Origin of the sequence: Streptomyces sp. NPDC126497, assembly GCF_040302425.1 — a bacterium.
Classification (GTDB): Bacteria; Actinomycetota; Actinomycetes; order Streptomycetales; family Streptomycetaceae; genus Streptomyces.
This window is the reverse complement of record NZ_JBEORT010000049.1, coordinates 1-11,614: the sequence shown is the minus strand read 5'-3', so window position 1 is coordinate 11,614 and position 11,614 is coordinate 1. Positions and strand designations below refer to the sequence as shown.

Here is an 11,614-nt window from a genome sequence, read left to right as displayed (position 1 = left end):
ACACCCAGGAGGCCGCGATCACCTGGGGGAGAATTGCCGACATCCTCAAACAGCGCGGTGAGACCGACGAAGCGCTCCGCATCTACCACGAGGTCGAACTGCCCGTGTACGAGCGCATCGGTGCCAGCCGCGAGACCGCGGTCACCTGGGGCAAGATCGCCGACATCCTCCAGCAACGCGGCGAGACCGACGAAGCACTCCGCATCCACCACGAGGTCACCCTGCCCGTGTACGAGCGCATCGGTGCCAGGCACGAGACCGCGGTCACCTGGGGCAAGATCGCCGACATCCTCCAGCAACGCGGCGAGACCGACGAAGCACTCCGCATCCGCCGCGAGGTCACCCTGCCCGTGTACGAACGCATCGGTGACACCCGCTCCACCGCGATCACCTGGGGCAAGATCGCCGACATCCTCCAGCAACGCGGCGAGACCGACGAAGCACTCCGCATCCACCACGAAGTCGCCCTGCCCGTGTACGAACGCATCGGTGACACCCGCTCCACCGCGGTCACCTGGGGCAAGATCGCCGACATCCACGAACAGCGCGGCGAGATCGACGAAGCACGTGAACTACACCTCAAGTGCCTGGAAGCCAATAAGCAGCTGGGCGACATGGCGGCCATCGCGATCACCACCTGGAATCTGGCGCAAATCGATCTGAGTCGCCAGGACTTCGACGCGGCACAGTCCAGGATGATCACCTCGTTTCAACTTTTCTTGAAGCTGAAACAGCCGGACGGCATCGCAGTCGTCGGGGTCAACCTGGGCAGATTTCTCCTGGCGGCGGGTGAACGCGAGTCGGCGCGGACGGTGTTGCAGATGAGCCGGGCAGCCGCCGCCGGCATCGATTTCACGGACGCCGTTGACCTGCTTGACGAACTGCTGAGCGCCATCGACAACGAGGACGAGGGAAAATGATCATTGAGCTTGCCGGAGTCGACGTCGAGGCAGCCAGGAAGAGCGTCGGCGAGTTGACCGCAAGCTGGGGTTACCCGGCCGAACCGGCATCGACGCCGGGACCCGCACCCGGTCCGGAGACCAAGGGAGTCGATCCCGTCGCGGTGACATCCCTGATCGTGTCCGTTCCCTCGGCCATGCTCGCCGTCGCGGACATCGCCGACCGTATCCGCAAACGACGCCGTGCGGGCGAGCTCATCGAACGCGCCCGACAGCTCAGGACACAGCAGGGGGCGGCACGGCTCGTGTGCGGGGACCGCTCCGTCGACCTGGCCACCCTCACTCCCGACCAGCTCCTGGACCTCATCGCCGACGAGCCGACGACAGGGTGATGCTCCGGCCGCGGCCGGATGGTCCGAACCCGGCTCGCCCCCAGGGGCTCCGCCCTGTCCCAGCGGGAGGACGACGGCCGGCAGGCATGCCGGACGCCATGGAGGTGCAGCGGTCGACATGTCCGGTGTCGCAGGCCCGCGTCCTGCCGGGACACAGGACGAAGGGCCGGTCAGCCCAGCGGGGCGGTGGTGTCGCGCAGGGTGGCCAGGACCGGGGCGTACATGCGGGCCTTGATGGTGCCGAGGGTGGCGCCGGCCTTGTTCACCTGGGCCTGGGCGATCTCGACGGCGGTGGAGCGCACGGCCTCCTCGGGGACCGCCCGGTCGACGATGCCGGCGGCCGCGGCGTCGGCACCACCGTAGCGGCGGGCGGTGACCATGGCCTCGTGCGCGGTCTGCGGCGCCAGCCGGGACTGGATGAGGGCGGCCATGCCGGGGGTGAAGGGGATGTCGATGTCCGCTTCGGGCAGGCACCAGTAGCCGCGGTCGGCGCGCATGACGCGGAAGTCGTGGGCGAGGGAGAACATCGCGCCGGCGGCGAACGTGTGGCCCTGCAGCGCCGCCACCGTGACGACCGGCAGCGACAGCATCCGCGCGAACAGCTCGTGCACGGAGACGACGTAGTCGTGGTACCGGTCGGCGTTGGCGGACAGCCACTCCAGGTCGAGCCCGTTGGAGTAGAACTTGCCGGTGGCGGCGGTGACCAGGGCGCGGGGCCCCTCCGCCTTCTCCACCTCGTCGAGCGCGGCGCCGACCGCGCCGACCCAGTCGGGGTGGAAACGGTTCTCGCCGTCCCCCAGGTCGAGGACGAAGACGTTTTCCTGACGGTCGAGCGAGGGCATGACGGCTCCTTCGGCAAGCGGTCTACTCATCGGTAACTTACGGGGCACGGCGTGGGTCACGCAAGACGGGTGAGCCCGGGGCGCGCGCTTCCCGGAGCTTCGGCGTTCGGGCCCCCGACCACGCCGCACCTGCGCGTCGCCCCCGCCCGGCCGGCACACGGGAAAAACACGGGAGCGATGTCACGGCCGTGCGATAGAAAGACTGTTCGGCCGGCAGCATCCTCCGTGGGCACGCGGGGATCACGGCGTGGTTCTTCACCCGACCCTGGGGGATCGATGTTCGCAAGACGAGCGGCCTGGGCCACCATGGGCACCATCGCACTTCTCACGGCCGGCACCCCGGCGGCGAACGCCGTGGAGGGGCAGGCCCCCGACGTCCGGTGGGCGAGCAGCGTCTCGGACGACCTCGGCACCCTGCAGATCGGTGTCGCCTCCGACAGCGACATCACGGAGATCAGGGCGCACATAGTCTCCGCGGCCACACAGCAGGAAGTCGCCGTCGTGGAGAACGACGCCTTCGACCTCGTCTCCGGTACGCCGGACAACGGCGTGTGGCACACGAAGCAGCCCCTGGACCTTGCCGACCTGGGCAGCTACACCGTCCGCGTCGAGGCCACGGACGCCGACGGCGACCGCACCACCGACAACTCCGCCGGCTCCCTCGCCTACTACGTCGCAGCGGTGTTCGAGGACGTGCGCACCGACCGTTCGGAGATCGACATCGACCACCGCCAGGTGCGGGTCGACGGCACCCTGAAGGGACGGTGGCCGGCGACCCGCGAGCTGAAGCCGCTGGCGGACCATCCGGTGGACCTCACCGTGGACTACTGGACGGAGGACACCGTCCGCACCGACGCCGACGGACACTTCTCCGGCACGGTCACCGTGAACGACGCGGTGCCGGTCCAGGCCGTGTACCGGCACGTCAACGAACACCCCCACGTCGTGTACGGCGAGTCCCCGTCCACGCAGATCGACGTCCGGCAGGTGGCCACCCGCTGGACCGTCCAGGAGCCGGCCAGGGCCCGGACGATCGACTTCGGGCAGCAGGTCACCTTCGCGGCGACGCTGGAGCGCGAGACCCCGCAGGGATGGGTGCCCTTCGGGGGACAGAGCGGCGGAGTGCTCTTCGAGCCCTCCAACGGCGGTCAGTTCGACACCGTCGGCTACTTCACGACGGGCGAGGACGGCGAGGTCACCTTCACCCACGCCCCGTGGGAAACCGGCAGCTTCCACGTGGCGTCGCACAGCGACGACCCGTTCATCGCCCCCGCCTCCACGAACAGCGCCCGGATCACCGTTCTGCGCGCCTCGGTCTTCACCTCGTTCTCGGCCACCCGTACGCAGGACCGCGGTGTGCGCGTCGAGGGTGTGATGGACTTCCCCGACGGCTGGACGCCCGCCACCGTCCCGGTGCGCATCCAGTACTCGCGGGACGGCAGGCGGTGGACGGACCTGCTCACGACGGAGGCCACCTGGTCCGGGAGCGGCCACGCCTTCTCGGCCGACGTCACCGGTGCGCGGCGCGGTTACTTCCGCGCCCACTTCGAGGCGACCGAGTCGTTCCGCGCGGCGACGTCGGAGACCGTGAAGGCGAGCCGCTGACGTCCACGCCGGCATCGGCGACGCCGTGGAGCCGGCCCGGGGCGGGCCCGGCGCCGCCTCCTGCGCCGCCCCGGCATCGACCCCGTGGCGCGGACTCCCCCCGAGCCGGCTTCAGGCGGATTCGCGTTCCACCGGGAGCCACAGTTCCGCGTCGGCCTCGGTCCCGTCCGCGGACAGGGTGGTGCGCAGGATCTCGGGGCCGGGGCGGCCGCGGTACGGGTTGGACGGGAACCACTGGGTGAAGACGTCCCGCCACAGCTCCTGGATGGCCTGCGGGGCCGGTCCCGAGGTGGTGAAGACCGCCCAGGTGCCGGCCGGGACGGCGAGTTCCGTGGTGCCCTCGGGGGCGGCCGCTGTCGTGATCACCCCGTGGTAGTAGTCGAGTTCGGTGCCCTCGGCGCGGCTCGGGTCCAGGTCGTCGCAGACCGCGACGGTGCCCCGCGGCTCCTGGTCCGAGAGCTTCTCCAGGCGTTCCCGCGTCCGCGGGTCGATCCCGCGGACGAAGTCGACGATGGCCCGGTTCGGTCCGCTGTGCACCAGCGGTACCCGGGCCTTGAGCCCGACGACCCTGAAGTCCGCCCGTTCCACCACGCGGTAGCGCATGCTGCTGTTCCCTTCGACGGTGAGGCGGAAGGACAACCGGGGCTGGGAGACGAGTGCGGCGCCGGTACGGCGTGCCTCGCCCGGTCCGATGCCGTGCACGGCGCGGAACGCCCGGGCGAACGCCTCGCCCGAGCCGTAGCCGTAGCGCACCGCGATCTCCAGCAGCGTCTCCCGCCCCGCGAGCACCTCGGCGCCCGCGACCGTGAGCCGGCGGCGCCGTACGTACTCCGACAGCGGCATGCCCGCGAGCGCGGAGAACATCCGGCGCAGGTGGTACTCCGAGGTGGCCGCGACGCGGGCCAGTCCGGTCGCGTCGATCTGCCGGTCGAGACGGCCCTCGATGTGTTCCAGGGCCTGGTTGAGACGCTCCAGCACTCCCGGTCCCCTTCCTCTTTGACGCTCACCACGCTAGGGAGCGGGCCCCCTCCCCGACCCGACATTCCGTGCCCGATCCGGTCCGGCCACGGACGGTCCGGGTCACGTGGCGCCGGTGTCCGTCCCGTGCAGCGCCCGGGCCAGCAGCAGGGCGCCCCCGGCCACCGCCCCCGCCGCCAGGACGCCGTGCGTGGAACGCCAGGACAGCACCGACCACCGGGACCGCGCGGAGAACAGTGATCCCGTGCTCAGCCATGAGCCGGCGGAGACCAGCGACAGGGCGCTCCCGATCGATCCGGCCGACAGGGCGCTCCCGATCGAGGCGACCGACAGGGCGCTCCCGATCGACCCGACCGACAGGGCCGACCCGACGGATCCCACGGACAGCACCGAGCCCACCGAGCCGATCGACAGCACGGAGTCCTGCGACCACAACGACAGCACCGAGCCGGAGGACGTGCGACGGGTCTTCTGGGCGAGCGGCTTCGTCATGGGGCCATCCTGCCCGCCGGTCGTCCCTCCCGGGAACCACCGCCCTCGCGGCGACGGCGGAGCCGCCGTGCGTGAGGGGATCGACGGGGTCCGGCAGGGCCCGGGCGGCACAACCGGTTGACATGGGAGCGCGGCGCGGGGGCATTCGGAACGAACAAGCCAAGTGCAAGGAAATCGCGGCCCGTTCGGTCCGTGCAACCGACAACCGGGAGTATCCAATGACGAGTTACGGCAGCTCTTCCGCCGCTTCCTCCGGCTCGCGCACCAACGGCCTGGCGATAGCGAGCCTGTCCTGCGGCGTCGTCGGACTGTTCTTCCTGAACATGGTCCTGGGCCCCCTGGCCATCATCTTCGGCGCCGTCGCCCGCCGCCAGGCGGGCGGGAACGGCTCCGGGATGGCGAAGGCCGGCATCGTCCTCGGCGTCGTCGACGTGGTCCTGTGGCTCGTGCTGCTGCTCGTCGCCGCGAACAACGGCGGGTTCAGCTGGTACGTGGGCGGCTGACGCCCCCGTCGGCGGGTGGGAGGGCGGGTCGGTCCCGGGGTGGGCCGGCCCGCTCCGGCGCGAAAGCGGAAGGGAGCGCCGGTGCGGTGCTCCGGTGTTCGTCGACTTCCGCCGCACAAGAGCTAATTGATCCAAGAGGTCGCCCCATTCGGTGCCGAGGGCGCCCGGAACGAGCAGGGCACGTTGGCGCAAGCGCCGGTGGTACCGGCCGGGCCCACGTCGACGAGGGCCTCGGCGGGACCGGGCGGCGGTGCGCCCGTCGCGGGACGGGGTCGCGGGCACGGAGCGGATGCCGTGACCGCCGCCCGGAGTCGCCCCCTGCCTGCCGTTGCCCCTGACCGGCCAACCCCTGCCGGTGGCCGGCGGCGGTCGTGCCGGGTTCCGGCGCCTCGCTCGGGTGCGGCCCGCCTTGACGGCGTGGTCCGGCGCTCTTACGCTAACGACGTTAGAAATTCTAACGCCGTTAGTTCTGTGCGGTGCGGACCGGTGTCGCGCCGTCTCAGGGCAAGGAGACTCACATGCGTACGCGTACTTTCGTTCCCGGCCTCGCCGTCGTGGTGGCCGCGGCGGCTCTGATGGCCGGCACGGTCGGTGCCGGACCCGCGGCCTCTTCCGAGGCGTCGCCCGGTCAGCGGGCCGCACAGGCCGGGACGCGGCAGGTCGTGGACGCGGCGAAGCACGAGAAGGAGCGGGTGCCGGAGATCGGGCGGCGCTGGGCCGCCGCGTGGGCGACGGGCGACACCCACGATCTCGCCCGTCTGTACACCAAGGACGCGGTCTACACCGACCGCGCCCTCAACCTGGTGTTCCGCGGCCCTGAGGGGGTCGAGGAGTGGGAAACCGGGTCCCATCAGCTCATCGAGGATCTCCGGCTCGAGACGACCGGCGGGTTCCGCGGGCGGGACGGGGTCGTGGTCGAGGGGGTGTTCAGCGGCCACATCGCCGGTGCGCCCCGTCCGTTCGCAGTCCCGGTCGTGACCGTGCTGCGGTTGCGCGGCAACCTGATCCGGTCGAGCAGTGACTACTACAACCGGACCGAGATCCTGAGCGATTCCGGCCTGCCCGCGGACTGGACCCCGCCCGGCAGCTGATGCCGCCCGCCGAGCCCGCCGTCCCGCCCCCGCGGGGCGGCGGGCTCGGCGCGAGGTGGCCGCCGTCGCGGGCGGCAGTCGTCCCGCCCCGGTCCGGTTCCAGCGGTTGATCTCCACCGGGGCCGGGCAGCACCGGCGGACGGGCCGGCGACGGGGCCCGGCCCGGTTCGCGGAAACCGAACCGGACCCGGGTCGTTTCGGTGCCTACGCGTTCACCGGGAGGTCCGCCCGCCAGCCGCGGAGCAGTGTGTGCATCGCCTTCCGGGCGAGCTGCTGGGCGCGCTCGTTGCCGACGGTGCCGATGCGGCCGAGCGCCGCCAGGCCGGACAGCGTGCCCCAAATGATGTCGCAGGCTTCGTCGAAATCGGCCAGGGCCACGTCATGGGCGTCCGACCACGTGGTGAGGAGTTCCCTCAGGAGGCCGATCGCGGGGGCCGCCGCGCGCAAGCGCTCATCCGCGTCGACGGTGCTGTCGTTCATCACCTGGTACAGGTGCGGGTGCTCGCCGGCGAACCGGACGCTCTCGGCCGCGAGCAGCAGGAAGCGCCGGTCGACGTCGGGTTCCTCCGCGGCCTGCCGCAGCTCGGCCGTCATCAGGCGGTGGCCGTGAGCGACGAGCTCCAGCACGAGCGCTTCCTTGTTGGCGAAGTGCTGGTAGACGACGGGGGCGGAGTATTCGACGGCGGTCGCTATGCGCCGGATCGTCAACGCCGTGACACCCTCGTTCTCGAGGATGTGCAACGCGGCCTCGATGATTCGTTCGCGGGTGTTCGCGCGTTCGCGGGCCCGTCTGGCGCTGGTCGGCATCGTCGGCCCCTCGCTTCCCGCATGTCCTCGACGCGAGCCGCCGGCGTCGGCGGCACCGTCACGGCACAGCCATCCTAACAACGTTAGGAGGTCTCGGCGGAACACTCCGTGTGCGGCACGACCGGCTCCGCGGGACGCACCGTCGCCCCGGGCGGACCCCGCCGCTTCCGAGGTTGCGGAACCAGCCGCTGCGGAAGGGTGACCACCGGGGCGTCGCCCGGCGCGGCAAAGGGACCGGGGCGCCATTCCGCCGGGCGCCGTGGGACTAGGCTCCCCTTCATGACGACTGCAGAGAACGACGGCTCCTCCCCCCTCGGCGTCGAGATCGGCGCGCTGAACGGCGGCTCCGCCGACCTCGCCCAGTACGCGGGGCGGGCCGTGCTCGTGGTGAACGTGGCCTCCAAGTGCGGGCTGACCCCGCAGTACGCCGGTCTGGAGCGGCTGCACGAGCGGTACGCGGAGCAGGGCTTCACCGTGCTCGGCGTGCCCTGCAACCAGTTCCTCGGACAGGAGCCGGGCAGCGCGGAGGAGATCGCCGAGTTCTGTTCGGCGACGTACGGGGTGACCTTCCCGATGACCGAGAAGGTCGAGGTCAACGGGGACGGACGGCACGCCCTGTACGAGCGCCTGGTCGGCTTCGCCGATGCCGAGGGGCACACCGGGGACATCCGCTGGAACTTCGAGAAGTTCCTGATCGGCCGGGACGGCGAGGTCGTCGCCCGGTTCTCGCCGCAGACCGAGCCGGAGTCCGCTCAGGTCGTGGCGGCGGTGGAGAAGGCGCTCGGCTGACCCCTGCCCCGCCCCCTGCCCTGGAGCAGGGGGCGCGTCCGTCGCCGGACGGAGGAGCCGCCCCTGCCGAGAGGGTACGGGCCGAACCCTCTCGGCTAGGACGGCGAACTGGTCGAGAGGGCCCTGCGGGCGGTGCGCGGAGGTCCGGTGACCGCCCGGTGGGCGGCCGCCTGGCCGGTCAGCTCTTGACCGAGGCCACGAAAGCGCTCCACGCGTCCGCGGGAAAGGCCAGCTTCGGACCCTCGGGGACCTTGGTGTCCCCGAGCTCCAGCGCCGCCTCGGTGGTCGACCTGACCATCACGCACGCGCCGTTGTTGTTGGTGTGGGAGGACGTCGTCCACGTTTCCGTGGCGCCCAGACGAATTGCCATGTTCGCTCCGTAGCCAGATGCCGAGTTGCTGTCACCGGCCTGCGCGTTCCGGCATGGACCCGCAGAACGGATTTCGCCAACCCTCGCTGGTGGTTGGCGTGATCGACGCTACCCGCCCACCTCTTCCTTCGAAGCGGCCATTCACTCGACCGGGTGGCATATACCAGGCGAGTCTTCCAAAGCGGCATGCCAGTGGTGTAGCATCCCGCCACCCCTCGGGTCGGAGCTCAGCGTGCGTACTCCTTCGCCAGCCGCTCGATGCGCTGCCGGGACTGTTCCACGTTCAGCGACTGGGCCCGCAGGTGCTCGTACATCACCGTGTACTTCTGCACGTCGTGCGGCTTCTCCAGGTACAGGTCGCTGGTGACGCCCTCGATGTAGACGACGCTGGAGTCGGCCGCGTCGGCGAACTCCAGGATCGAGTACTGGCCGTTGATGCCGGCGTGCGCGCCGACCTCGAACGGCAGCACCTGCACGGTGACGTGCGGCAGCTGGGACATCTCCATGACGTGCTCCAGCTGTTCCCGCATCACCTGCCGGCTCCCGACGACCCGGTGCAGCGCCGCCTCGTCCAGCACCACCCACAGCCGCAGCGGGTCCTTCTCGGCGGTGATCCGGCCCTGCCGGCGCAGCCGGACCTCGACCCGCTTGTCGTTGTCCTGCTCGGACGACTCCGGCGAGCCGCCCTGGACGATCGCCTCGGCGTACGCGCGGGTCTGCAGCAGGCCGGTGATGATCTGCGGCTCGTAGACGCGGAGCGACTCCGCGTCCGTCTCCAGACCGATGTAGACGCTGTACGGGATGTCGCCGAAGGCGTGCCACCAGCCCTGCTGGCGCGAGTCCTTGGCCATCTGCATCAGCGACTCGACGACCCGCTGGTCCTCCACCTCGTAGACGCCGCACAGATCGCGGACGTCACGCTGGCTGATGCTGCGCCTGCCGTTCTCCAGACGGCTGATCTTCGACTGCGACACCAGCAGCCGCTCCGCCACCTCCTCGGCGGTCATGCCCTTGACCTCGCGGAGCCGGCGCAGCTCCTGGCCCAGCCGGCGTCGCCTGACGGTGGGATTGACATTGGACGCCACGGGACGTGCACCTCCGGCTGCGTGCCTCGTACTTGCCACTTCGTGTGTCTGCTGGGGTGCAGACTGCCACCAAGGCGCTTCCCGCCGCTGGAAAATGGTGGATATACGACGGATGCGCGCCACCCCACCGCAGGATGACGGAGGGTGAGGTAAGGGGCACCGGCCGCGGGTACGCCGAGCGGGGCGGGGAGAACCCGTGTGTTCTCCCCGCCCCGTTCGGACTGCGGCTCCCGTGACCGGGTCTTTCGGTACCGCGGATCCGTCGGCCGTGCCGTGCCGCCCGCCCGGGGACGTACGGCTCAGTGGGCCACGGCGCGTGCCATGGATCCGTGGTGCGGTTGCGCCGGAACGCCTCGGGCGGGTTCCGGTGCGCCCCGGCCGCCGGCGGGGGCCTGTCGGCCTGCCGGAGCGGGGCTGCGGCGCGGCTGGACCGCCACGCCGTTCTGGACGTCCATCACGGCGTGCGCGACGAGGCCGCCCATCGGGTCGTGCCGGATCAGGTCCCGCAACCGGGAACGCGAGGAGCGTCCCTCGTTCCCCGGGTACAGGTGCTTGCCGAGGCCGACCGCGTGCGCCAGTGCGGCGAGCGCCGCGGTCCGCGGGTCCGGCGGGACCCCGGTGCGGATCGCGGAGTCCAGCCGGGCCCTGATCTCCCGGCTGATCTCGGTGTCCGTCGCCTGGTAGCGAGTCGTCGGCAGCACCCCGCACATCTGTCCGGCCACGGCGTGCACCATGCCGCACCGCTCCAGATGCGAGAGGTAGGTCTGGCGCAGCCCGAGACGCGGCCCGCCGATCCAGTGGACCGCCCGCACCGGAGCGCCGCGCCTTCGCAGCAGCTCCAACGCGCAGTCCAGTGTTGGGTCTCCAGTCGGCCGTGGCACCACCACGGCGATACGATCCCCGTCTGGGGCTATCCGTCCGGCCAGCGCCAGCTCCACTAGCTGCGCTCCGGCCAGACCCAGGTCGAGCGACTGCGGCTGCGCAGTGGTACCCGTGGCCGGGTCCAGTGCCAGCAGCAGAAGCTCCTCCGGAAGTGTTCTGCGGCTCCTGCCCATCCATGCCTCCCCGCGTGGATGAATGACAGGGTGACCCCTCTCACATTGGCTTGTCGAGGGTGCGTGACCGGTTCGTAGTGGAACCAGTGGCTATGTCGTTCTCGTCTACCACGTGGGGCAGGCCCGCAACACAGGACACTGGTACATGGTTCGGACAACGCTGCGGAGCGTTGTCGCGGCGGGCGGTTCACGGTTCGGTTGGCGCACGCGGGGCGTGCGGCGCATGGAGGAGGCATCGGTGGCGGGCGAGTCCCCCGACAGGTCGAAGCAGCGCGAGTCGTCGGAAGAAGCGACGTCGGGGAGTGGGGGCCCGGTTCCCGGGAAGCGGGATCCCCGGTTGACGGTGGCCCGTGAGGCCGGGTCCTCCGGGTCCCCGGAGGGCCGTGGGAACACCGACACGGCCACCCGCGTGCTGTCGGCACGCGGGGAGACGCCCTCCGGCGAGGGCGAGGAGTCCGGCCGCCTGCGTGAGGCGGTGGCCGCGTGGGTCCGCTCGGCGGACCCGGACGAGGACCCGGAGGAGCCCGGGGACGGCTCCGAGGGCGCCGCTGCCGACGCCGGGGACGTCCCGGGCCGGCCGGCTGCCGCCGGGCGGCGGGAGGAAGCCTCCGGCCAAACGGTGACAAACCTGGGCGTCATCGCTGTATTGTTTGGCTAAACGCAACACGTTGGTCTCTCCAGATCCACCGCGTTCATCAAGTGAGGC

Annotated in this window: 13 protein-coding genes; 6 read left to right on the top strand and 7 right to left on the bottom strand. The window is 71.0% G+C overall.

Annotated elements, in window-relative coordinates; translation table 11 throughout:
• A partial coding sequence (locus tag ABTY20_RS20805; RefSeq protein WP_351998494.1) for a tetratricopeptide repeat protein occupies window positions 1-920 on the top strand: 920 nt, incomplete at its 5' end.
• Window positions 917-1,291 (top strand): hypothetical protein, encoded by a 375-nt coding sequence (locus ABTY20_RS20800; protein WP_351998493.1) that lies wholly within the window; start codon window positions 917-919, stop codon window positions 1,289-1,291. The genes ABTY20_RS20805 and ABTY20_RS20800, both read left to right, overlap by 4 nt.
• 170 nt (window positions 1,292-1,461) lie before the next feature.
• Here ABTY20_RS20800 and ABTY20_RS20795 read toward each other — a convergent pair whose 3' ends face one another.
• Window positions 1,462-2,133: an enoyl-CoA hydratase-related protein gene (locus tag ABTY20_RS20795; RefSeq protein ID WP_351998492.1), complete on the bottom strand. Its 672-nt coding sequence runs from the start codon at window positions 2,131-2,133 to the stop codon at window positions 1,462-1,464.
• Window positions 2,134-2,409: 276 nt separating this feature from the next.
• Between ABTY20_RS20795 and ABTY20_RS20790 the strand changes: the two genes are divergently transcribed.
• Window positions 2,410-3,738 carry a hypothetical protein gene (locus ABTY20_RS20790; protein WP_351998491.1) on the top strand — a complete coding sequence of 443 codons (1,329 nt, stop codon included), beginning with the start codon at window positions 2,410-2,412 and terminating at the stop codon, window positions 3,736-3,738.
• Window positions 3,739-3,849: 111 nt separating this feature from the next.
• On the opposite strand, the gene ABTY20_RS20785 is transcribed toward ABTY20_RS20790, so the two are convergent.
• Window positions 3,850-4,716, bottom strand: a complete 867-nt coding sequence (locus ABTY20_RS20785; protein ID WP_351998490.1) for an AraC family transcriptional regulator — start codon at window positions 4,714-4,716, stop codon at window positions 3,850-3,852.
• 102 nt (window positions 4,717-4,818) lie between these two features.
• Complete coding sequence (locus ABTY20_RS20780; RefSeq protein ID WP_351998489.1) at window positions 4,819-5,208, bottom strand: hypothetical protein; 390 nt, start codon at window positions 5,206-5,208, stop codon at window positions 4,819-4,821.
• A gap of 218 nt (window positions 5,209-5,426) precedes the next feature.
• Between ABTY20_RS20780 and ABTY20_RS20775 the strand changes: the two genes are divergently transcribed.
• Both ABTY20_RS20775 and ABTY20_RS20770 read left to right on the top strand, forming a co-directional pair.
• Window positions 5,427-5,711: a DUF4190 domain-containing protein gene (locus ABTY20_RS20775; protein WP_351998488.1), complete on the top strand. Its 285-nt coding sequence runs from the start codon at window positions 5,427-5,429 to the stop codon at window positions 5,709-5,711.
• Window positions 5,712-6,229: 518 nt separating this feature from the next.
• Window positions 6,230-6,802 carry a nuclear transport factor 2 family protein gene (locus ABTY20_RS20770; RefSeq protein WP_351998487.1) on the top strand — a complete coding sequence of 191 codons (573 nt, stop codon included), beginning with the start codon at window positions 6,230-6,232 and terminating at the stop codon, window positions 6,800-6,802.
• 204 nt (window positions 6,803-7,006) lie between these two features.
• Here the strand turns inward: ABTY20_RS20770 and ABTY20_RS20765 are convergent, their stop codons facing one another.
• Window positions 7,007-7,609: a TetR/AcrR family transcriptional regulator gene (locus tag ABTY20_RS20765; protein WP_351998486.1), complete on the bottom strand. Its 603-nt coding sequence runs from the start codon at window positions 7,607-7,609 to the stop codon at window positions 7,007-7,009.
• Between the two features lie 279 nt (window positions 7,610-7,888).
• On the opposite strand from ABTY20_RS20765, the gene ABTY20_RS20760 reads away from it, so the two are divergent.
• Window positions 7,889-8,398 (top strand): glutathione peroxidase, encoded by a 510-nt coding sequence (locus ABTY20_RS20760; protein ID WP_351998485.1) that lies wholly within the window; start codon window positions 7,889-7,891, stop codon window positions 8,396-8,398.
• A gap of 178 nt (window positions 8,399-8,576) precedes the next feature.
• On the opposite strand, the gene ABTY20_RS20755 is transcribed toward ABTY20_RS20760, so the two are convergent.
• The 3 genes from ABTY20_RS20755 to ABTY20_RS20745 all read right to left on the bottom strand — a co-directional run bounded on the left by ABTY20_RS20755 (window position 8,577) and on the right by ABTY20_RS20745 (window position 10,908).
• Window positions 8,577-8,768, bottom strand: coding sequence for a DUF397 domain-containing protein (locus tag ABTY20_RS20755; protein WP_351998484.1), 192 nt, complete (start codon window positions 8,766-8,768; stop codon window positions 8,577-8,579).
• Between the two features lie 227 nt (window positions 8,769-8,995).
• Window positions 8,996-9,853 carry a helix-turn-helix domain-containing protein gene (locus ABTY20_RS20750; protein WP_351998483.1) on the bottom strand — a complete coding sequence of 286 codons (858 nt, stop codon included), beginning with the start codon at window positions 9,851-9,853 and terminating at the stop codon, window positions 8,996-8,998.
• Between the two features lie 299 nt (window positions 9,854-10,152).
• Window positions 10,153-10,908, bottom strand: a complete 756-nt coding sequence (locus ABTY20_RS20745) for a GOLPH3/VPS74 family protein (protein ID WP_351998482.1) — start codon at window positions 10,906-10,908, stop codon at window positions 10,153-10,155.
• Window positions 10,909-11,614 lie beyond the last annotated feature (706 nt).

What these genes read in the sequence shown, in the direction of transcription:
- ABTY20_RS20795 (WP_351998492.1), bottom strand. Translation starts at nt 2,133, where the DNA reads ATGCCCTCGCTCGACCGTCAGGAAAACGTCTTCGTCCTCGACCTGGGG.
- ABTY20_RS20755 (WP_351998484.1), bottom strand. Translation starts at nt 8,768, where the DNA reads ATGGCAATTCGTCTGGGCGCCACGGAAACGTGGACGACGTCCTCCCAC.
- ABTY20_RS20800 (WP_351998493.1), top strand. Translation starts at nt 917, where the DNA reads ATGATCATTGAGCTTGCCGGAGTCGACGTCGAGGCAGCCAGGAAGAGC.
- ABTY20_RS20775 (WP_351998488.1), top strand. Translation starts at nt 5,427, where the DNA reads ATGACGAGTTACGGCAGCTCTTCCGCCGCTTCCTCCGGCTCGCGCACC.
- ABTY20_RS20790 (WP_351998491.1), top strand. Translation starts at nt 2,410, where the DNA reads ATGTTCGCAAGACGAGCGGCCTGGGCCACCATGGGCACCATCGCACTT.
- ABTY20_RS20745 (WP_351998482.1), bottom strand. Translation starts at nt 10,908, where the DNA reads ATGGGCAGGAGCCGCAGAACACTTCCGGAGGAGCTTCTGCTGCTGGCA.
- ABTY20_RS20760 (WP_351998485.1), top strand. Translation starts at nt 7,889, where the DNA reads ATGACGACTGCAGAGAACGACGGCTCCTCCCCCCTCGGCGTCGAGATC.
- ABTY20_RS20770 (WP_351998487.1), top strand. Translation starts at nt 6,230, where the DNA reads ATGCGTACGCGTACTTTCGTTCCCGGCCTCGCCGTCGTGGTGGCCGCG.
- ABTY20_RS20765 (WP_351998486.1), bottom strand. Translation starts at nt 7,609, where the DNA reads ATGCCGACCAGCGCCAGACGGGCCCGCGAACGCGCGAACACCCGCGAA.
- ABTY20_RS20780 (WP_351998489.1), bottom strand. Translation starts at nt 5,208, where the DNA reads ATGACGAAGCCGCTCGCCCAGAAGACCCGTCGCACGTCCTCCGGCTCG.